This is a genomic window from Halomonas sp. M1 (genome assembly GCF_029581375.1).
Classification (GTDB): Bacteria; Pseudomonadota; Gammaproteobacteria; order Pseudomonadales; family Halomonadaceae; genus Vreelandella.
On record NZ_CP121119.1, the window covers coordinates 970,329 to 994,336 of the forward strand.

Sequence of the window (24,008 nt, forward strand, 5' to 3'; positions counted from 1 at the left end):
ACCTGCGGGACGACCCGCCTTAGTTTGCAGGCAGTGCCATGTCCATCAACAAAACGTTTAGCAAAGTCCTGATTGCCAATCGCGGTGCCATTGCCGCCCGTATTTTACGCACGCTTAAAGCCCTCGGCGTGGGCAGCGTGGTGGTTTACGCCGATGCGGATCGCGACGCCCCCTATGTTCACCAAGCCGATGAGGCCTATCCGCTAGGTGAAGGCGGTGCCAGCGATACCTACCTCAATATCGACAAGCTGATCACCATTGCCAAACAAAGCGGTGCCCAGGCGGTCCACCCCGGCTACGGCTTCTTGTCTGAAAATACCCGTTTTATCGCTGCCTGCGACGCTGCCGGGCTAACCTTTTTAGGCCCCACCGTCGAACAGATTCAGCAGTTTGGCCTGAAACACGAAGCCCGCTCCCTCGCCAAGCAGGCGGGCGTACCGCTAGTACCTGGTTCTGAACTACTCGCCAGCGTTGATGAAGCGCTCACCAGCGCCGAGCAAATCGGCTACCCGGTCATGCTCAAATCCACCGCCGGTGGTGGCGGCATCGGCATGCAGGTATGCCAAACGCCCGCTGAGCTTGAGCGTGCCTTTGACTCGGTAAAAGGCCTGGGTGAGCGCAACTTCGGCGATGGCGGCGTGTTTCTGGAGGCCTATATTGCCCGCGCCCGCCACTTGGAAGTGCAGCTATTTGGCGACGGCCAAGGCAACGTGGTGGCGCTCGGCGAACGCGACTGCTCCACCCAGCGCCGCCACCAAAAAGTGCTTGAAGAGTGCCCAGCCCCTAATCTGTCGGAAGACATTCGCCAGGCGCTGCACAAAACGGCCGTTCAGCTGGGCAAAGCGGTTAACTACCGCAGCGCTGGTACCGTTGAGTTTATTTATGACACCGAACGCGAGGCGTTCTACTTTCTCGAAGTGAACACACGTCTCCAGGTCGAGCACGGCGTCACCGAAATGGTGTATGGGGTTGATATTGTAGAGTGGATGGTCAAGCTAGGCGCGGGTGAACTTCCTAGCCTTGAGTCACTTACCAAAGATCTCGCTCCCAGCGGCCATGCGGTTCAAGCGCGCCTCTACGCCGAAGACCCCGCCCACGATTTTCGCCCCAGCGCAGGCCTGCTGACAGAAGTTGATTTCCCCCAGGCTGACGGCCTGCGTATCGACCACGCCATAGAAGCCGGGCTGGAGATCTCAGCGCTGTTCGACCCCATGCTAGCCAAAGTCATCGCTCACGCCGACAGCCGCGACGCTGCTATTGAGCAGTTAGCTGCAACGCTTGATACTGCCAGTGTTTATGGCATCACCACCAACCGCAGCTGGCTTGCCCATGTACTGCGCGCCGAGCGCTTTCGCGTCGCCGATCTGGATACGCATTGGCTGACCACATTGGCGTGGGCACCGCCTGCCATCGAGGTGATCGCCCCTGGCACAATGACGACGATCCAGGATTACCCCGGCCGCCAGGGCCACTGGGACGTGGGTGTACCGCCTTCCGGGCCTTTTGACGACTGGTCATTCCGCCTGGGCAACCGCCTGCTGAGTAACTCCACCGATGCCGCTGGGTTTGAGATCACCCTGACTGGCCCGACGCTGCGCTTTCACCGCGCCACCCAAATCGCGCTGACGGGTGCCGAACTGCCCGCCACGCTGGATGGCGAAGCGGTGGCTTTTTGGCAGGTCATCGATATTCCTGCGGGCGCTACCCTTAGCCTGGGCAAGGCCGCGGCGGGTGCTCGCGCTTATCTATTGGTGCGCGGTGGCATCGAGTGTCCGCGATATTTAGGATCTCGCAGCACCTTCACCCTAGGCCAGTTTGGCGGTCACGGCGGTCGCGCACTGAGAAGCGGCGATATGCTCAATTTACCCACGCTTGCGGCTACTTCACCCGCTCAGTTGGACGATGCCTTAATACCCACCTTCGGCCATCAAGACAGCGGCAAGACCTGGCAAGTGGCCGTGCTTTACGGCCCTCACGGCGCGCCAGACTTTTTTACCGATAACGATATCCAGCGTTTTTTTGACCACGAGTGGGAAGTCCACTACAACTCCAGCCGCACCGGCGTGCGGCTGATTGGCCCCCGCCCCGAGTGGGCACGCGCCGACGGAGGCGAGGCGGGGCTGCACCCCTCTAATATCCACGATAACGCCTACGCCTTCGGCACTATCGACTTTACCGGCGATATGCCGGTGATTCTCGGCCCCGACGGCCCTTCGCTAGGCGGCTTTGTCTGCCCCGCCACCGTGGTGCGCGCCGAGCGCTGGAAGCTCGGGCAGCTCGCTGCGGGCGATAAGATACGCTTTGTGCCGGTTAGCCTTGCCACCGCCCGTGCCCTGGAAGAGCGCCAACTTGACCAGTTGGATACTCTCAAAGCGGTGCCCCTCGAAGAGATTCAGCCAGAACGCGACACCCCCATCCTGCGCAAAGTAGCCGCTGAGCAGGCCGGTGAGCGAATTGTGTATCGGCGTGCGGGAGATGATTTTCTGCTGATCGAATTTGGCGCGATGGAGCTGGATATCGCACTACGCTTTCGGGTACACGCCTGGATGCTCTGGCTGCGAGAACATTCACTCCCAGGATTGCGGGAATTAACCCCAGGCATTCGCTCGCTTCAGGTTCATTACGAGCCACGAGAACTGAGCCTTGATGCGCTTCTGGTGCATCTGCAAAAAGCCGAGCAGGCGCTGATCGATGTGGAATCACTGGAAGTCGAATCACGTGTGGTGCATCTACCGCTCTCTTGGGACGACCCCGCCTGCCAGGAAGCCATCGATAAATACCAGCGCAGCGTGCGCCCCGATGCACCCTGGTGCCCCAGCAACCTGGACTTTATTCGCCGTATTAATGCGCTTGAAAGCGAACAGCAAGTGCGCGATATCGTTTTCAATGCCCGCTATCTGGTCATGGGACTAGGCGACGTTTATCTAGGCGCCCCTGTCGCCACGCCGCTGGACCCGCGTCAGCGCTTGGTCACCACTAAATACAACCCCGCCCGCACCTGGACAGCGGAAAACTCCGTGGGCATTGGCGGCGCTTACCTGTGCGTTTACGGCATGGAAGGCCCCGGTGGCTACCAGTTTGTCGGTCGCACGCTGCAAATGTGGAACCGCTACCGCACCACCGCACATTTTGAGAACCCCTGGCTGCTGCGCTTTTTTGATCAGTTGCGCTTTCATAACGTCAGCCATGAAGAACTTGAGCAAATACGCCGCGACTTCCCCCACGGTCGATATGACTTACCCATCGAAACCACTCGCTTTCGCTTGGCGGACTACCAAGCCGAGATTGATAAGAACGCCGCCGCCATTGACGCTTTCCGCACCAAGCGCGAAGCCGCTTTCCAGGCGGAAATGGCGGCCTGGCGGGCCAACGGTCAGTTCACCTTTGAGGATCAAGCGCCGGAAGCCACCGAAGTCACAGCGCTCAATGAAGGCGAGCTAGGCATCGAAAGTCCCGTCACCGGCAGCCTGTGGAAGTTACTGGTGGAAGAAGGTGACCCGGTAACGGCTGGCCAGCCAGTGGCGCTGGTGGAGTCGATGAAAATGGAAGTTGAGATTACCGCCCACTGTGATGGTCATGTGGTTCGCCTGCCACTTTCAGAAGGGGCATCGATTGCTCCCGGTCAGCCCGTGGTGGTGCTCGCCAATGCAACTAACATGAAGTGACGTTAGCCACTCTTCAAATGCTGATAAATAAGGAATCCAAGATGATGCAACGCGCTTTAGATATTTCAAGCCTGCAAACCGCCTATCAGCAGGGCGAGTTCACCCCTGCTGCGTTAATCGACGAGCTATTGGCGCAAGCCGAAACCCACGGCAAAGAACCCGCCTGGATCACACGCTTGACGCGTGAACAGCTGGAACCCTATTTGCAGCGCCTGGAAGGCGAGTCGCCGGAAACCCTGCCGCTTTACGGCATTCCCTTTGCGCTGAAAGATAATATTGACCTCGCAGGGATTCCCACCACTGCGGGCAGCCCGGCCTATGCTTACACGCCCTCGGAAAACGCCTTTGTAGTGCAGCAGTTGATCGATGCGGGCGCGATTCCCATGGGCAAAACCAACCTGGATCAGTTTGCGACGGGGTTGGTCGGTGAGCGAGCGCTGGACGTTTATGGCACCCCAGCCAATGCCTTCGACCCAACGCTGGTGCCCGGCGGTTCCAGCAGCGGCTCTGCGGTGGTGACAGCCGCTGGCATGGTCAGCTTTGCGCTGGGCACCGATACTGCGGGCTCCGGCCGTGTGCCTGCATGCTTTCATAACTTATATGGCGTGAAGCCCAGCCTGGGGCTGCTTAGCTCCCGGGGCGTGGTACCCGCCTGCGCCACACTGGATACCATTAGCCTGTTTGCGCTGACCGCTGACGATAGTGCCAAAGTGCTAAATGTTACCGTTGCCTACGATGACCAATGTGCTTGGTCGCGCCAGCATGATTTTGCGATACACGGCCAACGCTACGGAAAAGCGCCCGCTACGTTTCGCTTTGGGGTACCACTGGAATCCCAGTGGCAAACCGATACGGCGTATACTCAAGGCATGCACCATGCAATTGCTGAGCTGGAAGCCCTGGGCGGCGAAAAAGTTGAGCTAGATTGTTCGCCGTTACTAGCAGCAGCACGCTTGCTTTATGAAGGCCCGTGGGTGGCCGAACGCTACCATGTGATTCGTGAATTAATGGAGAGCCACCCAGATGCGGTGCATCCCGTCACTTTCCAAATCACTCAGGGAGGCGCAACGCCGCTGGCGGTAGACGCCTTTGATGCGCGTTATAAGCTCGCCGAGTATAAGCGTCAGTCCGACGCACTCATCAGCCAAGTCGATGTGATGCTAACGCCTACCACGGTTACCCACCCCAGCAAGGCCGAGGTGGCGGCGGATCCTATCGGCGTTAACTCACGCTTGGGCACTTGGACCAACTTTATGAATCTGCTCGACTACAGCGCCCTGGCCGTGCCGGTAGGCTTTAGTGAGCGGGACTTGCCGGTAGGCATCACGCTCTTTGGGCCGGTATTTGCTGACCTAACGTTGCTGTCACTTGCTCGTGCCTTGGAAGCGCGACTGATGCTGCCATTAGGCGCAACGGGTATACCACACTCGCCCTTAGCGGAACTCCCCGTTTCTTCCCAAGATGGCAGCATGGAGCTAGTCGTGTGCGGTGCGCATCTAAATGGCCTGCCGCTTAACCATCAGCTCACCCAGCGGGGTGGCGTATTGGTGAGCACCACCCAAAGCGCGCCGTGCTATAAGCTGTTTGCTCTGGCTGGCGGGCCACCCAAGCGCCCGGCCATGGTGCGCGATGAAAACGGCCAAGCGATTGAGGTGGAAGTATGGCGCCTGCCCATCGAAACCCTGGGCAGCTTTTTAGCAGGCATCCCCGCCCCGCTCGGTTTAGGCCAAGTAGAGCTTGCCGACGGTAGCTGGAAATGCGGTTTTATCTGCACGGCGGGTGCGCTCAATGAAGGGGGTAACGCGGAGGATATTACTGAGTTTGGAAGCTGGCGAGCGTGGTTAAAGCGTTCTTCTTAACGCCGCCCTTCAGATGCGCTCAGCGGCTGCTTAACCGAACCGCGGTGGGCAGCCTTTAAGCACAGCCGTGCTAGGGGTAGCAATAACCACAGGAACGGCGTGAGCAGCCAGCGATAGAAAAAGCGCGTAATGATCAGTACCGGCAATAATACGATCAGCCAGATGAGAAACTGGCCCAGCCATACCGGCCAGCCTAGCCATTTTGATAGATTAGTCCCTAGTGCGCTCACCAAGCTTGGGTGGCGAACGACTACATAGGCCGTGGTCGCCACCGCTGCCACCTTGGCCATGCGCGGCAGCGTGGCGAACCGCCCTCCGGAGGCGACAATGCCTTGCCGCAGCCCTGCACGTGCACCCTGGGCGTCAACACTTCCTACCCGTGCGGCGCGGGCAGTTCGACCCGCCTTTAACACTTTGATCGTGCTGGCCATGACTAATATGTCAACGCCGGCCCAGCCAAGGTCACTTGCGCCTATTGCCTCACCGCGCCGCCACTGGCTCTCCAGGTCGCGTAAACCACTGGTAAAGAAATCTCCCACGCCCGACACCACCCGTTCGCCTTGCAGCCACTCCACGTTACCCTCGTCACCTACCACAAACTGATTTAGCAGCGCATGGCCATTGGCATCCAACAGCGCAATCCCCATCTGGCCGCGGCGGTAAGGCGTGAACTCAGCGCCCTCCTCTTCTTCTGCATCGCTCCACCAGCGGCGCACCTGCTGATAGCGCTCGCCGACCCAGTGCTGGGCGCGCAGGGTGGCGATATCGTGATCACGGAAGTAGCTGATAGGCAGTACTGCATCCGCGCCATAGCGCACGAGTACATCCTGAAACTGAGGAGAAAGCCCGTAGTCGATTAGGGCACTTCGCGCTATATCGCCGTGGCGCATAAGCGCCAGCGAAGCACTCATCCACAGCGCCTGGTCGGCGGTATAACTGAGAAACAGCGCATTGATCTCTGGCGACTCTTGTTCAAGGGTGGGCGCTAGCGCTGGAAGTGCGCGCTGCACTTCCAAGCGCACCAGACGAGAATCAAAAAGCTCATGAGAAGCGACAGCCGATAGCAGCCCTGCGATCAAAATCGCGGTTAACACGATGAGCTGCCATGGCCGCATTATTAGCCACCCCACTTAATTGGCAATCGCTTTGATCAACCCAGCGTTTCTGCCGTCACGTTCGCTGCCACCGGTTGGGTCGAGTGGTGACGGTTAATAGCGCTAAGGACGCCTTTCATGGAAGCGCTGGTGATGCTCTCATCTGTGCCCACGCCAAACACCGCTTTGCCGTCGATACGGACTTCTACATAGGCAATGGCTTCAGCGTCAGCACCTTGGCCGCGGGAGTGCTCGTGGTAGTCGATAATCTCTACATCCTGCCCATTGGCCATCAGTGCTTTTATAAAGGCCGCGAGCGGGCCATTACCCTGCCCTGTTAACCGCTGTCGTTCACCCTCTTTCTCGACGACAGCCTCTAACATCACCTTGGGGCTATCAGGTTCAGAAGAGAGACGATGGCTCACTAGTCCAAAGGGCGTGCGCTGCTCTAAATACTCGTCGGCAAAGGCTTGATAGATCATCTGAGAGGTGATCTCTTTGCCCGTACGCTCCGCTACTTCCTGCACGACCTGACTGAACTCGATAGAGAGACGACGTGGCAACTCTATTCCGTGCTCTTGCTCCAGCAGATAAGAAACGCCGCCTTTGCCTGATTGACTATTAACGCGAATCACCGCCTCGTAGCTACGGCCCACATCAAGCGGGTCGATAGGCAGGTAAGGCACGTCCCAAATGGCATCAGGATTCGCCCGGCGATCCGCCATGCCTTTTTTGATCGCGTCCTGGTGTGAGCCTGAAAAAGCGGTAAATACCAAATCGCCTACATACGGATGACGCGGATGCACCGGCAGTTGGTTGCAGTACTCCACCTCACGCATGATCGGGGTAATATTGGAGAAATCGAGCTGGGGGTGAACGCCCTGGGTGTACATATTCATGGCCAAGGTGACGATATCCACATTGCCGGTACGCTCGCCGTTACCAAACAGCGTCCCTTCCACACGGTCAGCGCCCGCCATTAGCGTTAACTCTGCTGCCGCCACACCTGTACCACGATCATTATGGGGGTGAACGCTCACAATCAGCGTGTCACGATTTTTCACATGGCGGCAAAACCATTCAATTTGGTCGGCGTAATTATTAGGCGTGGCCACCTCGACCGTCGCCGGTAGGTTAACAATCATCCGGTTATCAACGCTCGGTGCATAGGTGTCCATCACCGCTTCGACAATCTCTACCGCAAAATCCATCTCTGTGGTGGTAAACAGCTCGGGTGAGTATTGAAACGTCCAGTTCGTTTCAGGTTGATCTGCCATCAAGTCACGAATTTGTGCCGTAGCATCCACTGCTATTTGCACACACTCGTTTTTATCAACGTTAAAGACTACCCGGCGAAACATCGGATCAGTCGCATTATAGACGTGAACAATCGCGTTTTTGGCGCCTTCTAAAGCTTCAAACGTGCGCTCAATCAAGTGTGGGCGCGCCTGAGTAAGCACCTGGATCGTCACATCGTCAGGAATCTTATCCTGCTCTATCAGCGAGCGCACAAAATCAAAGTCCGTTTGCGATGCCGAAGGAAACCCCACCTCAATCTGTTTAAAACCGACCTTGAGCAACCTATCAAATAGGCGCTCCTTACGCTCTTGATCCATAGGGTCAATCAGCGATTGATTGCCGTCACGCAAGTCAACACTGCACCAGATAGGCGCTGTCTCAATACGCTGGTTGGGCCACTGGCGGTCAGGCAGCTCTACGGCCACGAAGGGGCGATATTTTTTTGAAGGCTCGGGCAGCATCATGGCAGGGCTCCTAACGTCAGTCGGTTTTGGGTGTATCGGCACGCTGGGTAAGCGCGGCTTCCATACGATCCAGCTGGCTGCGTAACTCTTTTACATCGGCACGCAATCCTTGCATTTCTGCAGCCTCCCCCTCGCCGCTTTCGAAGTCAATCAGCGCGCTCTCTTTTTGCATAACGTCCAGCACAATACCAATCATCATATTCAGGAAAATAAACGCATTGAGAAAAATGAACGTCAGGAAATAGATCCAGGCGTAGGGGTAGTATTCCATGGTGGGGTAAAGCACCGCGGTTGCCCAGCTCTCAAAGGTGGCTACCTGGAACAGCGTCAGCATAGCGAGGGCAATATTTCCCCACAGCTGCTCATCCACGTCATGGAAGATAAAACTGCCAATGGCGGCATAAATATAGAAGATGATGAACATGAGTAGCGCAACATAGCCCATGCGCGGAATCGACTTAACCAATGACACCAGCAATAGGCGAAGCTCTGGAATCATCGACACCAAGCGGAGCACCCTGAAGATTCTTAGCAGGCGCGCCAGCAGCACCATCTCCGAATCATCCATGGGGATGAGGCTGGCGGTCACAATCAGGAAATCAAAAACATTCCAGCCCTTTTTAAAGAAGCTGAGTAGGTTTTTCTCTGCCGCCATACGGATCAGCAGCTCAACTAAAAAGAACACCGTGACCGCGACGTCTAAGTATATAAGCCACTGTTCAAACTGACTTGCTTCTTCATAGGTGCGCGCCCCTATCATCAAGGCCGACACGACGATGATGGCAATGACTACTGTTTCAAACAGCTTATTGCTGCGCAGCTTCTCAAAACGGGCTTGCCAAGTAGTAAAGGATTCACTCATGGAGCAGGGGTTCTCTAGGGGTGTAATCGGCACACTTTATACCAAACTATTGGCCGTTCCACAGGTGTTGGTAGGTTTTGATTTCGGCCTAGCCGCTAGTGGTCGATATCACTTTCCGGTAAGCTCCTCCCGATTTAACAGCCTGGTTTGAGGTGGATATATGTGGAGCCTACTTAGGCTACCTGCCCTATCACTAACGATGCTGGTGATAGCGGGTTGTTCAGACCCCAAAATAGACACAAGTTCAATGCCCGCTGCGGTTGTCTCTGTCGATAAAGTGCGCGAATCGCTGCCTGCCTATAAACGCAACGAGTTCGACCAAGCGCTGACCATCATTGCAATGTCGTCGTTTAGCGGGGTCAATATCCTCAACCCCCACCGCATGAACGCCGCTGAAATTGCCGAGTCCGCCAATGCTTACATGCACGGCTTAACGGGCGATGAAATTATTGAGCGCGCCGACAAAATGCTGCGTGAGCGACGGGCAAGAGAGCGCGATCAAGCACTACGAACGCTTAACCGCCTGGAAGAAAAAGAAGCCAACGCCGAACAAGACCGCCAGCAACTTACCCAAGTGAGCATTGATCAGGCCGACTACTACCTCAGCACTAGCCCCTACGGCGCCCCGGAGCCTGTGATTGAACTAGCAGTGGCGAACGCGACTGAGCAGACACTATCCCAGCTGATGCTGCGAGGCGAGCTATCAAGCCCTGAGCACGATACACCGTGGGTCGACGAGACGTTTTTATACGTTATTTCTGGCGGGTTAGCGCCGGGCGAAACCGGCCAATGGAGTCTCGCCCCAAACCGATTTGGCCCCTGGGGCGACCCTCAAATTCCTCGGGACGTAAGGTTAACGATCACGCTTGAAGGAGTAAGGGATAGTGAAGGCAACCCCCTCTGGAACTCGCCGCCCCTAACGGAATCCGAAGCGGCGAGACTAGAAGCACTACGCAAAGACTTTGCGGGTATTCGCTTAGCTGATTAGATCGCTGGCGCGGTAGCCCATGAGATAAAGCACCCCATCAATGCCTAGGGTAGAAATTGCCTGACGCGCCTGGGCACGCACAACGGGCTTGGCACGAAAGGCAATTCCCATGCCCGCTTTGGCTAGCATTTTAAGGTCATTGGCGCCATCGCCCACGGCAATGGTTTGCGCAAGTGAAAAGCCTTCTCGCTGAGCGATCTGCTCTAGTAGCAGGGCTTTTCGCTCGGCGTCGACAATCGGCTCCTGCACTTCGCCGGTTACCTTGCCGTTTACAATCAACAATTCGTTGGCATGAATCTCATCAAAGCCCAGCCTCTCTTGGAGGTGGCGGGCAAAGTAAGTAAAGCCCCCAGATAGAATCGCCGTGCGGTAGCCAAAGTGCTTGAGGTTTTTCATTAACCGCTCGACGCCCTCCATCAGTGGCAGCTCAGCAGCGATACCGGCTAATACGGACTCGTCCAGCCCTTCGAGCTTGCTCATACGCTCGCGGAAGCTGGCTTGAAAATCCAGCTCGCCACGCATGGCACGCTCGGTCACCGCAGCCACTTCATCGCCCACGCCGTGGCGGCGCGCTAGCTCATCAATGACTTCGGCCTTAATCAGGGTAGAGTCCATGTCAAAGCAGACTAGCCGTGGTTTAGCCAGATCACGGTGATCCTCTTGGATGACAATATCCACCCCCAGCGACTCACCCAATGATAAGGCGGCTTTGCGCAATGCTTCCGTGTCTATCCGGTCACCGGAGAGGTGCTGTTCCACGCAGTCATGCGATTCTCCCGGCAGCGATGCATCTGCCAGTTGCTTGGGAACCCCTGCCTGCAAACCAAACTGCTCGACTAACTCAGCCACTTGCCGCTGGGCGTCCGCGGTGATCCGCGGCGCTAATACGGTTAAAAGAACATCACCGCGTGCCATCTATTACTCCCCTGCTTCTAAACGGTCTACTTTTTGGAAACCCCGCGGCAGCTTGCTGCCTCGCCTACCCCGCTCACCGCGATAATACGCGAGATCGTCGGCTTTTAGCGTCAGCTTGCGCTTACCCGCATGGATAATCAGCTCTTTATCATCCGCCACAACGGTAATATCGCGCACAAACTCCTCGCGCCGTGCGGCTCGGGGGCCAGGAATATCGAGCATTTTATTACCCTTGCCTTTAGACATCTCGGGCAATTGATCCAGTGGGAACAGCAGCAACCTACCTTCGTTAGAAACGGAGGCAACCCACAGCTCGTTGCCAGCAGGCACTTCTATTGGTGCCATCACGCTGCACCCCTTGGGTAGGCTGAGCACCGCTTTACCGGCTTTATTTTTACCCGTGAGCGTATCAAGCCGTGCCACAAACCCATAGCCACCGTCGGTGGCAAGCACAAAGCGCTGCTCGGGCGGTGCGAACATCAGCCCGGCCATTTTCGCCCCAGCCGCCACATTGGCACGGCCTGTCACCGGCTCGCCCTGGCCCCTTGCGCTGGGCAGGTTATGCGCCGACAGCGTATAAGCACGCCCGGTGTCATCCAGCAGCACCAGTGGCTGGTTAGTTTTGCCACGGGCCGCCAGGTGGAAGCTATCCCCTGCTTTGTAGGAGAGCCCTTCGGGGTCGATATCGTGGCCTTTCGCTGCGCGAATCCAGCCTTTGTCCGAGAGCACAACGGTAATCGGGTCGGCACCCATGAGTTCAACTTCAGAGAGTGCCTTGGACTCAGCACGCTCCACTAGCGGTGAACGACGGTCGTCGCCGTGCTCTTTGCCCGCCGCGCGAATCTCTTTCTCGATTAACGTAGTGAGTTTGGCTTCGCTACCCAGTAGGCCCTGTAGATACTTTCGCTCTTTCTCTAACTCATCCTGCTCGCCGCGAATTTTCATCTCTTCGAGCTTGGCAAGATGACGCAGGCGCAGCTCTAAAATGGCTTCAGCCTGACGCTCGGAGAGACTAAAAACAGCCATCAGTGAGGCTTTCGGGTCGTCCTCCTCGCGAATAATACGGATCACTTCGTCAAGGTCTAGATAAGCGATCAGCAGACCTTCCAGAATATGCAGCCGATCTTCGACCTTGCCTAGGCGGTGCTCTAAACGGCGACGTACTGTGCTGCGACGGAACTGTAACCACTCGCCCAGCATCTCAGGCAGTGGCATGACCCGTGGGCGGCCATCTAGGCCGATGACGTTCATGTTCACCCGCACGTTCTTTTCTAGATCCGTGGTGGCAAACAGGTGCGCCATTAGCGATTCAACATCAACGCGACTAGAGCGCGGTTCAATCACTAGGCGAGTGGGCTCTTCGTGGGTCGACTCATCGCGCAGATCAGCCACCATGGGCAGCTTTTTAGCCTGCATTTGCGCGGCGATTTGCTCTAACACTTTGGCACCGCTCACTTGATACGGCACCGACGTGATAACAATGTTGGCGTCTTCACGAATATAACGCGCACGCAGCTTGACGGAGCCTCGCCCGGATTCGTAGAGCTTTCTTAAGTCCGCAGGCGGGGTGATGATTTCGGCATCTGTTGGGAAATCCGGCGCTGGGACGAACGCCATTAAATCAGCAGTCGTGGCGCTGGGGTTGCGCAGCAGATGGCAGGTCGCTTCGACTACTTCCGTCACGTTATGGGGCGGTATATCCGTCGCCATACCCACCGCGATGCCGGTGCCACCATTCAATAACACATGGGGTAATCGAGCCGGCAACACAACAGGCTCTTGCATGGTGCCGTCGAAGTTAGGCGTCCACTCCACGGTGCCCTGGCCAAGTTCGCTGAGGAGTACTTCAGCAAACTTGGAAAGTTTGGCCTCGGTGTAGCGCATGGCGGCAAACGACTTGGGATCATCCGGGCTACCCCAGTTACCCTGGCCATCTACCAGTGGATAGCGGTAGCTAAACGACTGCGCCATCAGCACCATGGCTTCGTAACAAGCGCTGTCACCGTGGGGGTGAAATTTACCCAGCACGTCACCGACAGTACGCGCCGATTTTTTGTACTTGGCATTGGCGTGCAGCGCTAGCTCGCGCATGGCATAAATAATTCGCCGCTGCACAGGCTTCATGCCATCGCCAATGTTGGGCAGGGCCCGATCTAAAATGACGTACATCGAGTAGTCGAGGTACGCTTTTTCGGTGTAGTCGCGTAGGGAGAGTCGTTCGACATCACCCTCCGCTACTTGAATATCCATGGTCATCGGGGGTTATACCTCAATGTCTGCGAGGTTGCCGTAATCTTCCAGCCATTTTTTGCGGTCGCTGGCGCGCTTTTTGGCCAGCAGCATATCCATCATTTCCATGGTGCCGTCGCCCTCTTCTAGGGTGAGCTGAACTAAACGGCGGGTTTCCACGGCCATGGTGGTTTCACGTAGCTGCAGCGGGCTCATTTCACCCAAGCCTTTAAAGCGCTGAACATTGGGCGTTCCACGCTTGTTGGCCAGCTGTTTGAGAATGGCGGCTTTTTCGCTCTCATCCAGGGCGTAGTGAACTTCTTTACCTAAATCGATGCGGTAAAGCGGTGGCATCGCTACATAAACGTGGCCTGCATCAACTAGACTCGGGAAGTGGCGAACAAAGAGCGCGCATAACAGCGTTGCAATGTGCAGACCGTCGGAGTCGGCATCCGCGAGAATGCACACTTTGTGATAGCGCAACTTCTCCAGATCCGCACTGCCTGGGTCGGCACCGATCGCCACGGCGATATCGTGCACCTCCTGAGAGCCGTAAATATCGTGGGTCTCCACTTCCCAGGTATTCAGAATTTTGCCGCGCAGTGGGAGAATCGCTTGGGTTTCGCGATTACGCGCCTGCTTAGCGCTACCGCCCGCGGAGTCACCCTCAACTAAAAAAAGCTCGCTTTGGGCGGGGTCTTGGCCGGAGCAGTCGGCGAGTTTGCCAGGCAGCGCAGGGCCAGAAGTGACCTTTTTACGGGCGACCTTTTTGGACTTTTTCTGACGCTGCTGTGCGGCGCTGATCACCATTTCAGCCAGCTGCTCAGCCTGCTCAACATGATGATTAAGCCATAGTGAGAAGGCGTCTTTCACTACGCCAGAAACAAAGCCTGCAATGGTACGAGATGAGAGGCGCTCTTTGGTCTGCCCAGCAAACTGGGGATCGAGCATTTTCACCGAGAGCACGAAAGAGGCACGCTCCCACAGGTCTTCGGCGGTAAGTTTAATGCCCCGAGGCAACAGGCTACGGTATTCACAAAACTCCCGCAGCGCGTCTAACAGGCCAGAGCGAAACCCATTGACATGGGTGCCGCCTTGGGGAGTCGGGATCAGGTTAACGTAGCTCTCCAGCAGCGCCTCGCCGCCTTCGGGTAGCCACTGAATCGCCCAATCCACGCCGTGCTCATCATCAATAAAGTGACCAATGAAGGGCTCTTTGGGCAATACCTCGTAGCCGTCGGTGGCTTCGGCTAGGTAGTCGCGCAGGCCATCTGCATAGGCCCACTCGGTTTTGGTTCCGTCGGGTTCTACTAGCGTGACGGACAGCCCAGGGCACAGCACGGCTTTGGCGCGTAACAGGTGTTTTAGCTTGGAGAGCGCAAGCTTCGGGTTATCGAAGTAGCTTTCGTCGGGCCAGAAACGCACCAACGTACCGGTCGCCTTCTTGGCAGCTTTACCAATTTCATGCAACTCTTCGACTTTTTCACCAAACTCAAACGCCATGGCGTGACGCGTGCCGTTACGCGTAACTTCAACGTCTAGCCTGCGCGACAGGGCGTTAACCACCGACACCCCTACCCCGTGCAAGCCTCCTGAGAAGCGGTAGCTGGTGGAGGAGAACTTGCCACCCGAGTGCAGCTTGGTGAAGATTAACTCAACGCCGGATACGCCGTGCTCGGGGTGCAGGTCGATGGGCATGCCCCGACCATTGTCCTGAACCTCAATGGCGCCATCACTATGCAGCACCACGCTGATCGCCGAGGCGTGACCGGCGAGCGCCTCATCGACACTGTTGTCGATCACCTCTTGGGCGAGGTGGTTGGGCCGCGAGGTATCGGTGTACATACCGGGACGCTTACGCACCGGTTCGAGCCCGGACAGGACTTCAATAGAGCTCGCGCCGTACTGGGAGGCATCAAACTGGGTCATGTAGCGTCAGTTCCTGAAAAATAACGGTTCCTGAAAAATAACGGTTCCTGAAAAATCACGGTGTCTAAGAACAGTCGTGCCAGCCGCATAGCGTAGTGACACACGCTGCCTATACGCGCGGCTGACAAAAGGGCACAGGATAGCGGAAAAGCAAAAAGCTGTATATCTAGCCATGCTTATCGCAGGCAATGTGATAGAGGGCATCCCCCTCGTCAGGGGTAGCGGAGCGCCATTACTGGCTCGCTGACTCCTGCTCCGCTGCCCAAAACGCCTCGATTAGCCCACGGCTAGAGGCATCCATGCGGGATATATCACCCTCACCATCGATGATTGCCTGGGTGTCAGTGGCAATTTGCTTGCCGAGTTCTACGCCCCATTGATCAAATGGATTGATGTCCCATATCACCGCCTGCACAAATACTTTGTGCTCGTACAGGGCAATCAGCGCACCCAGGGTCGCTGGCGTTAGCTTATCCAACAGCACGGTAGAAGAGGGCTGATTGCCTCGGTAGCGCTTGTGCTCTGGGCGGGGGCCATCATCTTCCAAGGCGTCATCTCCTAGCATGAGTACCCGGGACTGGGCGAAGCAATTCGCCAGCGCCAACCGGTGCTGGGCTTTCAAGTGGCGGCGGGTATCCGGGTCTTCCACCTCATCGTAGCGTTTCAACGGGGCAATAAAATCACACACCACCGGCTGAGTGCCTTGATGAAGCAACTGATAAAACGCGTGCTGCGCGTTGGGGCCAAGCTGCCCCCATAGTACCGGGCAGGTTGAGTAGTTCACCGCCTTACCCTGACTGGTGACTGACTTGCCGTTGGATTCCATCTCCAGCTGTTCAAGATAGGCAGCAAAGTACTCCAACCGTCCATCGTAAGGCAGAATCGAATGGGCGCGAATATCTAGAAAATTGACATTCCAAATACCTGCCAAGCCCAACAGCACCGGCAGATTGTCTTCCATCGGCGCATGGCGGAAATGAGTATCCATCGCATGGGCACCCGCCAGCAGCTCGCGGAAGTTCTCCATGCCAACCACCAGCGCAATAGGCAAGCCAATGGTGCCCCATAGCGAGTAGCGACCGCCTACCCACTCCCAGAACATCAGCTGATGATCTGACGCAATTCCCCACTCGCTCATTTTATCGGGGCTAGCGGAAACTCCGATAAAGTGCTGACGAATGACCAGCTCCGCGCTGACGGGATTGGCATGGGTACGGGGTTGCTGGCCGCCATCCAACACATCGCTATGCTTGGAAAGCCGCCCTAGCAGCCAGTCGCGGGCTGTGTTGGCATTAGAAAGCGTATCGATGGTGGTGAACGACTTTGACGAGAGCACAAAAATAGTCGTTTCCGGATTAAAGCGGCTTAAATAATCTGCCAGTTGGGAGCCATCCATAGTGGAGGCAAAATGTACCTCTACCGGGTGAATATCCTTCGGTCGATAGTCGGCCAGGGCGTGGGTGACCATCAGCGGCCCTAAGTCCGAGCCGCCCACCCCCAGGTTCACCACATGACGAATCGGTTTGCCGGTCGCCCCCCGCCACTGCCCCGCGTGCAGCCGCTGCACTAGGCGCTCCATCTGGGCAAGACTCTCATGCACGTCGCTGACCACGTTGTGGCCTTCCACATTAAGCACGGCATCGGCAGGTAGCCGAAGAGCGGTGTGCAGCGCTGGACGATTTTCGCTTACATTTACCCGCTTACCGCTCAACAGGGCATCAATCGCCCCTGGCACGCCTGCTTCATGGGCAAGTGCTAACAGGTGTTCTAGGGTGTCGTCGTCCCAACGCTGCTTGGAAAGGTCCAGGGTGAGCCCCGCCACTTGACGCGTAAAGTTAGTCCAGCGGCTGGCATCGTCGCCAAATAGATTTCTCAAATGAACGCGTTGCAGCGACTGAGCATGCTGCGTAAGCGTTTGCCATGCGGGTAGCGTATCTGGGGTTGCGCGTGTTGCTGATGCCATGTGCCCTCTCCTGTGGCGTCATTCCATGTGGCAGGAATCTGTGATGGGCAGGTCTGTTCTGGTTAACCAAGGCCGCGTAAACTACGCAGCCTCATTAACAAACCTGGCTAGCCCATGAGTGATGCATCTTACCGCGACGCTATCTTTTCAACACCCCTTGATAAGGTGGCAAGGTTCTCCTTCGACGAACAGGTGGTCGCGTGCTTCCCTGATATGATCCGCCGTTCGGTGCCCGGCTATGGGCAAATCCTTGGCATGTTGAGCTTAATTGCCCAGCGCCACCTGCGCCACGGCGCCCACGTCTACGACCTGGGCTGCTCATTGGGGGCGTCGGGGTTGGCGCTGGCGGGCGCGCTGCCTGCCGATGCGTTTCGCTACACCGGGGTCGACCTTTCACCTGCCATGGCGGCTAGGGCCAAGCAAACGTTTCAAGAAGAGTGCCCTGATCACGCCATGCAGGTGGAAGAAGCCGACATACGCACGCTTGAGTATGCGCCTTCCGGCATGATCATTCTCAACTTTACGCTGCAGTTCCTGCCCCCCGCTGACCGCGATGCGCTGCTGAAGCGGCTGTACGACGCATTAGAACCCGGCGGCGTGCTGATTTTGTCAGAAAAAACCATCGATGCCGACGAACGAGATAACGCCTGGCGGGTGGAGCGCTACCACGACTTCAAACGCGCCAATGGCTACAGCGATATGGAAATCAGTCAAAAGCGCACCGCGCTGGAAAACGTCTTGATCCCTGACACCTTAGATGCCCTGCATGGCCGCTTAGCCCAGGCGGGTTTCCCCCGATCAATGACCTGGTTCCAGTACCTGAATTTCACCTCGCTAATCGCCTTTAAGGAGGGGTGACGTGCCGCTACTGCCCGACGACCATCGCGTGCTCTATCAAGCGTTTTTAGACCAAGCAACACAAGACGCCACGTTAACACCGTGGCTAGCCAAGCTGCCCGAGCAGCTCGCCAATGGGCTAGACCGCCATCGCCACGGCGACCTTTCGGCCTGGGAAAAAGCAGTCGCTAAACTGCCCAGCCTGCCAGCTGAGCGCCACGTCGATCTGACCAGCGATACGCTGACGGTCGACGTGGTCTTGACTGATAGCCAGCAGCGCCAGTGCTTTAACCTGCTGCGCAAGCTCGCCCCCTGGCGCAAAGGCCCCTTTCGGCTTGGTGGTATTGATATCGACACCGAGTGGCGCTCTGACTGGAAATGGCAACGCGTCGCCCCGCACCTCGCCCCCTTAAAGTACCGCAAGGTACTGGATGTGGGCGGCGGCAGCGGCTACCACGCTTGGCGTATGGCCGGTGAGGGCGCAGCTTTTGTACTGGTCATTGACCCTTCGCCGCGCTTTTACTGGCAGTTTCAGGCGGTGCGCCACTTTGTCGGCAACGCTGATGAAGGCCGTACGCAGTTTCTGCCGGTGGGCATAGAAGACGTACCGGAAAAACTGGGCTTTTTCGATACGGTATTTTCCATGGGCGTACTCTACCACCGCCCTTCACCTCTTGAGCACTTACAGCAGCTGAAAGATGCGCTAGCCCCCGGCGGCGAACTGGTGTTGGAGACGCTGGTGGTGGAAGGCGATGAACAAACGGTGTTTGTGCCCGGCGAGCGCTACGCCGCAATGCCCAACGTTTATTTCCTGCCCTCTTCAAAAGCGCTTTGCCACTGGCTAGGCCGTTGCGGCTTTACCAACGTGAGGGTGGTCGACGAAGCGGTAACAACGCTCGATGAACAGCGTTCAACCGAGTGGATGACCTATCAATCACTGGCAGACTTCCTCGACCCCAACGACCGTACGCGTACCATTGAAGGCTATCCCGCCCCACGGCGAGCGGTGATATTGGCGAATAAGGCGGGGTAGGCGTGCACGCTGTCAAACTTAGCGTTCACCGCGTTGTAGGCTCATAACGCTGACCAGCAAGCTACTGGTCAGGTTACAATTTTAACCACTAGCCATGTGCCAGCGCGTTACCAGCGCAGGTAGCTTCTGTTCGCGCTCGATAAAGAAATCGGTAGGGAACTGACAGTATATCCTGCTTATCATTTCATCTTGTCCCTTTTCAAGCACATCGATGCCATTCGCATCAGCATCGCTACGGCGTTGTTCACCGTGATAAACAAACTCCCACTCGCCTGCGCCATAGCCAGGCAACCAATCAAAAGGAATAGTATGGCTATTGAAACCCTTGAGCTTTTTCCAGCGGCCGGTGGTGGGGGTGGTCGTCCAGGTGAGCGGGTCGCCTATCAGATCGCGGCAGTCGGCAAGAATGTCCAGTACCGCTTGGCGCTACCTTTACGTGCATCACGCGCACGCTGGGTAACCACGCCTTTTGGGGTTAGGCAGTGCACCGCTGAACAAGGGCAAACCATTGGCTGCGCTCCTGTTCGCCAAATGCATTCAGGAAATGGGGCAACACTTCGTGGTTGGCCAGAGCACTTCGTTGCCCTGGTCATTCAAGATCATTAGCCAATACTGAAAATGATCGACCAGTTCCTGAGATGAGGCACGACTTTCTAGCAGACGCCCCAGCGCGGGTTGGGCGGCATCTAGCACAAGATGCGTGCATGAAGGCAAAGCCATTCTCATGAGGCCGCCCCCTGTGGGTTTTTCAAGGTGTCGGCACAGAGGTCGCTGAGTGCTTTGCCACTGCTGGCCGCCTGTTTAAGCGCTATCGCCTGCCCTTGAAAGCAGTGGGCTGACGTTTTATCGTCTTCGCTAGTCGCTTTACCTGGCAAACGCTGCCCCTCAGCCGCTTGCCCGGCACGCATATGAAAGGTGCCTTCCACGCTTAAGTGGTGGCACGCCTTGGTTTGCGCAAAGCGGTGGCGGTGTACCGTGTGGTGCTCGTCGCAGTAGATCCCTTCGCCTTCCGGCCCCACCACAAAGGCTACCTGGGGGCCCTACACAGGCTCCATGAGGAAAGTCTGGTTAAAGGCCATCTCGGTCTCCCGGTACTACATCAAATAGTTTCTTACTCATGCAGAGCTAACGTTCGCTCTAAACGGAAAGGTAGGATAAGCCTGTTGGCTAGCGGCAGGTACCGCCACGCCAAAACGCTTTTCTATATCGCCCATTTCAATAAATTTTTCGCTGCGCTGGTAAGCCGCTCGCAGATGCTCACTCAATTCGTTAACAGCCGCCGAAGGCTTGGCCCATTGGGATTCGGGTAAGGGTTTTGACCACTCGGCCAGCCAGTCGCTGGGCACGGCTTTGGGCAGGATATGCTTCATGCGGTATTCGGTGTACCAGTGGGCGAAGCGAGCATGCTCCCATAGGCGCTTACGCCGAAAACGCCGCCAGCGGGCGGGGTCGTTGGTGCGTTCGCATTCGGCTTTCTCGCGGGCTACATAGGCATTGTACCACTCGACGCCCCACTCCCTGGCAGAAGGGGTAATGGCATCGGCACCGTCTTCCATAAAGCGACGAATATACTCCCACTGAGCCAGCGCGCCGGGCAGTCCACCTACGCCCACCATTATGCCCGCACCCGGCAATGTATAGCCTGGGCGTTCCGGATCAGGGGGCAGCAGCGCAAAGTTCCAGCCAAAGCCGGTGATCGCTCCTGGCCCGAGGTTGGGGTTAAAGCCACACACCGCGATGACATCTTCCCAGGGTGCCAACACCGTGCGCCGTTCGCGTTTGAATAGCCGACAGATGGCATCATAAATCGGCGGGTAAACGTAGAAAAAGGTCATAGCGCCGATATGCAGTAGTGTCAAACCGACAGGGAAACTCTCCCGAGCACCGCGCAACCATTCGCCAATCTCAATTATTCCCATAAAACCCGATGCCGCTGCGGCTAGGCCCACTGCAGACGTTAACCACAGGTTTTGAGGCGCAGGAAGCCAGAAGCGACCTGAGGGATCTACCACAAAAGCAACTTCACGGCGCTGGCGGTTTAAGCGAATAGGGGGTATGCGCTTAAGCAGCGTATTGATCCAGATAATGCCTAAAATAAAGACATACAGGAAAACAAAGTACAGCCCCCCCCATCCTATAAGCACCATGTCGTACAAAGAGTTTTTAGTAATGGCAATAAAAAACAGCAACAACCCGAAGCCGTTCATAAACACAGCTCCTACGCTTAACATATGTCCCGCCGTCATCATGCTATCGGGGCTGGCACCCTGGCGAATATCCATAGTCACGTCATCGTGACGCACATCGATATGCGCCACATCCACCGCGTGCTCGCTATCTGCCGGTAGCGGTAACGGGCTTAAACAATATTGTTCGCCCCCGGCGCGGCTTTCATGTTCGCCTGCGCGCATGGGAGGCAGAGTTCCTTTTGGTTGGGTGTTAAACATAACTCTTCCTTGTTTAGGACGTCCAGGGCGTTAGCGGCATACTTGGACAAGTACCGAGTCTATTGCTATACCAACTATTTTCGAGGGCGCTTAGCTCGCGCCACTCCCCTAGCAGCGCACGGCCGCGGCGGTGTAACTCATAAACGCTGGTGGTCGATTCACCGTTGAGGCATGAGCGTACCACTAGCCGAACGAAGTAGTACTGGCTTAGCTTCTCTGGCAAAAAGTGGTAGATGACTGCGGTTCTGGAGCTTTCTGTTTGCTTATGGGCATAAGCCAGCACATCACTTGTCAGATCTTGATGCGCTCACTGGCCACTCAGCCTGAAATTGCCGTCTCCTCGACATAAACCTCAGCAAAGATAGCGGTGATCGGCCGGCTTGGTTGCCGGGCATGGCGCTGTTCGACCTCTTTTGAGAGGCGCGTGAGCTCTTCGCTAGGCTTGGCCCACTGTTCTTCGGGCAGGGGTTGCGACCACTGATCAAGACTCTCTGGTAGCGTTTTCTGTCCAGCTTTTTGGATGACGCTTATCTCCCATTCCGCAAGGTAAAAAGGTATCGTCCATAGGTCGATAATGTGCCACAGGTACCACATGGTGACCGCGAACAGGCCGATATCGCCCTCGCGGTAGCGGCGGTGCAGCCGGCGCCGGGCATTGTGGAAGGTATGCACGCCCTCGTAGGGCGGATCGCCGGGGCGATGCAGCCCGTGGGGGTCTTGGAGTTCCTCGCGGGTATTGACCTCGTGCTCCATATAAGCCCGCACTGCTTCCCAAAGCCCCAACGCCAGGGGCATGCCCGGCTGTGATAATTCAATAAAGTGCTGCTGCCCTGTCTCTGGCTCGATAAAGCCTATCCCCAAGCCATACTGACGCTGCACACCGTATTGCGTTACCCCCTGCGCTTGAGTCACCCAGGCCGCCACGCTCTCCCAGGGCACGATGATAGGCGGTTTGCCATCACCCGGCGCAAAGGCCACCTCGCGGCGCTGGCGATTAAAACGGGTAGGCACAGCCTCACGGAACTTGAAGTGGTAGTGGGCTTTAATCACTAAGGCTAATAGTAATACCAATGTCGAGAACACTACGGCCTGAGCAAATACCTCATCAAATACGAGTCCAGTAACCAGAAAAAATGCATCTACATCTTTTCCATATATCCCAATTGCCCCCCCTCCAATCAAGGGAAGAAGAAAAACTAGCATTAAAAACCCTATAAAAGGTATGCCTAACGTAAACTGCCAAGTAAATGGCGTGGGAAGGCTACCGCCGAAATCCAAGTAGGCATCGTTCACTTCCCCAATTGCCTGGTTGAAATCCAAGGGCGCTTCCCCTGTGGGCAAGGGAGCAGGTGAAAGATAGATAACTTTGCCACCTGGAAAGGGCTCGACATCTCCAGCCCGGTGGGGCTGGAGGATGTCAGGGCGCGGCGTTGGGTTTTGCTTGGCCGACATAGGAATGCCTTACATCAAGTAACTAGGGGTCAGGCAATGTATTGCCCACTTCGTCAGGCTGAAATTGTCGCCTTCTCGACATAAACCTCAGCGAAGATAGCCGTGATCGGCCGATTTGGTTGCCGGGCATGGCGCTGTCTGACTTCTTTTGATAGGCGCGTGAGCTCTGCGCTAGGCTTGGCCCACTGTATTTCGGGCAGGGGTTGCGACCACTCATCAAGGCTCGCCGGTAGCGTCTTCTGACCGGCCTTTTGGATGGTGCGGATTTCCCACTCAGCAAGATGGAAGGGAATCGTCCATAGGTCGATAATGTGCCACAGGTACCACATGGTGACCGCGAACAACCCGATATCGCCCTCGCGATATCGGCGGTGCAACCGGCGCCGGGCATTATGGAAGGTGTGCACGCCCTCGTAGGGCGGATCGCCGGGGCGATGCAGCCCGTGGGGGTCTTGGAGTTCCTCGCGGGTATTGACCTCGTACTCCATATAAGCCCGCACCGCTTCCCAAAGCCCCAACGCCAGGGGCATGCCCGGCTGTGATAATTCAATAAAGTGCTGCTGCCCTGTTTCAGGCTCGATAAAGCCTATCCCCAAGCCATACTGACGCTGCACACCGTATTGCGTCATACCCTGCGCCTGAGTCACCCAGGCCGCCACGTTTTCCCAGGGCACAATGATGGGCGGCTTGCCGTCGCCCGGCGCAAAGGCCACCTCGCGGCGCTGGCGATGAAAACGCGTAGGCACAGCCTCACGGAACTTGAAGTGGTAGTGGGCTTTAATCACTAAGGCTAATAGTAATACCAATGTCGAGAACACTACGGCTTGAGCAAATACCTCATTAAAGAGCCCAGCAATCCCTGCGTAAAATAGTGCGATATCCTTCCCTATTATCCACATTAGCCCCCCCCCCCAACATTGGAATAACAAAAACCAACATTAAAAAACCTATAAAGGGTATGCCTAACGTAAA

At 56.5% G+C, this 24,008-nt stretch carries 17 protein-coding genes; 6 read left to right on the forward strand and 11 right to left on the reverse strand.

The window, feature by feature from the left end:
- Positions 1-38: 38 nt before the first annotated feature.
- Positions 39-3,665, forward strand: a complete 3,627-nt coding sequence (gene uca / locus P8S54_RS04425; RefSeq protein WP_281443374.1) for an urea carboxylase — start codon at positions 39-41, stop codon at positions 3,663-3,665.
- A gap of 41 nt (positions 3,666-3,706) precedes the next feature.
- A complete protein-coding gene (gene atzF, locus P8S54_RS04430) occupies positions 3,707-5,524 on the forward strand; it encodes an allophanate hydrolase (RefSeq protein ID WP_281443375.1) in 1,818 nt (605 codons plus the stop codon).
- Here the strand turns inward: atzF and P8S54_RS04435 are convergent.
- From P8S54_RS04435 to P8S54_RS04445, 3 genes are read right to left on the reverse strand one after another with little or no spacing between them, the layout of a single operon-like run.
- Positions 5,521-6,639, reverse strand: coding sequence for a hypothetical protein (locus P8S54_RS04435; RefSeq protein ID WP_281443376.1), 1,119 nt, complete (start codon positions 6,637-6,639; stop codon positions 5,521-5,523). The two genes, atzF and P8S54_RS04435, sit on opposite strands and share 4 nt — an antisense overlap.
- Positions 6,640-6,674: 35 nt before the next feature.
- Positions 6,675-8,381: a 2-isopropylmalate synthase gene (leuA, locus tag P8S54_RS04440; protein WP_281443377.1), complete on the reverse strand. Its 1,707-nt coding sequence runs from the start codon at positions 8,379-8,381 to the stop codon at positions 6,675-6,677.
- Positions 8,382-8,397: 16 nt separating this feature from the next.
- Complete coding sequence (locus P8S54_RS04445) at positions 8,398-9,243, reverse strand: ion transporter (protein ID WP_281443378.1); 846 nt, start codon at positions 9,241-9,243, stop codon at positions 8,398-8,400.
- 160 nt (positions 9,244-9,403) lie between these two features.
- Here P8S54_RS04445 and P8S54_RS04450 point away from each other — a divergent pair, with 160 nt between their 5' ends.
- Positions 9,404-10,231 carry a DUF6694 family lipoprotein gene (locus P8S54_RS04450; RefSeq protein WP_348651275.1) on the forward strand — a complete coding sequence of 276 codons (828 nt, stop codon included), beginning with the start codon at positions 9,404-9,406 and terminating at the stop codon, positions 10,229-10,231.
- Here the strand turns inward: P8S54_RS04450 and serB are convergent.
- The 4 genes from serB to pgi all read right to left on the reverse strand — a co-directional run bounded on the left by serB (position 10,220) and on the right by pgi (position 17,267).
- Complete coding sequence (serB, locus tag P8S54_RS04455) at positions 10,220-11,146, reverse strand: phosphoserine phosphatase SerB (RefSeq protein WP_281443379.1); 927 nt, start codon at positions 11,144-11,146, stop codon at positions 10,220-10,222. The genes P8S54_RS04450 and serB overlap by 12 nt on opposite strands.
- Positions 11,147-11,149: 3 nt before the next feature.
- Positions 11,150-13,402: a DNA topoisomerase IV subunit A gene (gene parC / locus P8S54_RS04460; protein ID WP_281443380.1), complete on the reverse strand. Its 2,253-nt coding sequence runs from the start codon at positions 13,400-13,402 to the stop codon at positions 11,150-11,152.
- Between the two features lie 6 nt (positions 13,403-13,408).
- Complete coding sequence (gene parE, locus P8S54_RS04465; RefSeq protein ID WP_281443381.1) at positions 13,409-15,304, reverse strand: DNA topoisomerase IV subunit B; 1,896 nt, start codon at positions 15,302-15,304, stop codon at positions 13,409-13,411.
- Between the two features lie 232 nt (positions 15,305-15,536).
- Complete coding sequence (pgi, locus tag P8S54_RS04470; protein ID WP_281443382.1) at positions 15,537-17,267, reverse strand: glucose-6-phosphate isomerase; 1,731 nt, start codon at positions 17,265-17,267, stop codon at positions 15,537-15,539.
- Between the two features lie 114 nt (positions 17,268-17,381).
- Here pgi and cmoA point away from each other — a divergent pair, with 114 nt between their 5' ends.
- The 3 genes from cmoA to P8S54_RS04485 all read left to right on the forward strand — a co-directional run bounded on the left by cmoA (position 17,382) and on the right by P8S54_RS04485 (position 19,743).
- Positions 17,382-18,125 (forward strand): carboxy-S-adenosyl-L-methionine synthase CmoA, encoded by a 744-nt coding sequence (gene cmoA / locus P8S54_RS04475; RefSeq protein ID WP_281443383.1) that lies wholly within the window; start codon positions 17,382-17,384, stop codon positions 18,123-18,125.
- 1 nt (position 18,126) lies between these two features.
- On the forward strand, positions 18,127-19,137 hold the full coding sequence (gene cmoB, locus P8S54_RS04480; RefSeq protein ID WP_281443384.1) for a tRNA 5-methoxyuridine(34)/uridine 5-oxyacetic acid(34) synthase CmoB: 1,011 nt from the start codon (positions 18,127-18,129) through the stop codon (positions 19,135-19,137).
- 309 nt (positions 19,138-19,446) lie between these two features.
- Positions 19,447-19,743: a hypothetical protein gene (locus P8S54_RS04485; RefSeq protein ID WP_281443385.1), complete on the forward strand. Its 297-nt coding sequence runs from the start codon at positions 19,447-19,449 to the stop codon at positions 19,741-19,743.
- A gap of 116 nt (positions 19,744-19,859) precedes the next feature.
- Here the strand turns inward: P8S54_RS04485 and P8S54_RS04490 are convergent, their stop codons facing one another.
- From P8S54_RS04490 to P8S54_RS04505, 4 genes are all read right to left on the reverse strand, one after another.
- Positions 19,860-20,159, reverse strand: coding sequence for a hypothetical protein (locus P8S54_RS04490; protein ID WP_281443386.1), 300 nt, complete (start codon positions 20,157-20,159; stop codon positions 19,860-19,862).
- A gap of 93 nt (positions 20,160-20,252) precedes the next feature.
- Positions 20,253-21,584, reverse strand: a complete 1,332-nt coding sequence (locus P8S54_RS04495; RefSeq protein ID WP_281443387.1) for a hypothetical protein — start codon at positions 21,582-21,584, stop codon at positions 20,253-20,255.
- A 318-nt stretch (positions 21,585-21,902) separates the two neighbouring features.
- Positions 21,903-23,036 carry a hypothetical protein gene (locus P8S54_RS04500; protein ID WP_281443388.1) on the reverse strand — a complete coding sequence of 378 codons (1,134 nt, stop codon included), beginning with the start codon at positions 23,034-23,036 and terminating at the stop codon, positions 21,903-21,905.
- A gap of 53 nt (positions 23,037-23,089) precedes the next feature.
- Positions 23,090-23,935 carry a hypothetical protein gene (locus tag P8S54_RS04505; protein WP_281443389.1) on the reverse strand — a complete coding sequence of 282 codons (846 nt, stop codon included), beginning with the start codon at positions 23,933-23,935 and terminating at the stop codon, positions 23,090-23,092.
- Positions 23,936-24,008 lie beyond the last annotated feature (73 nt).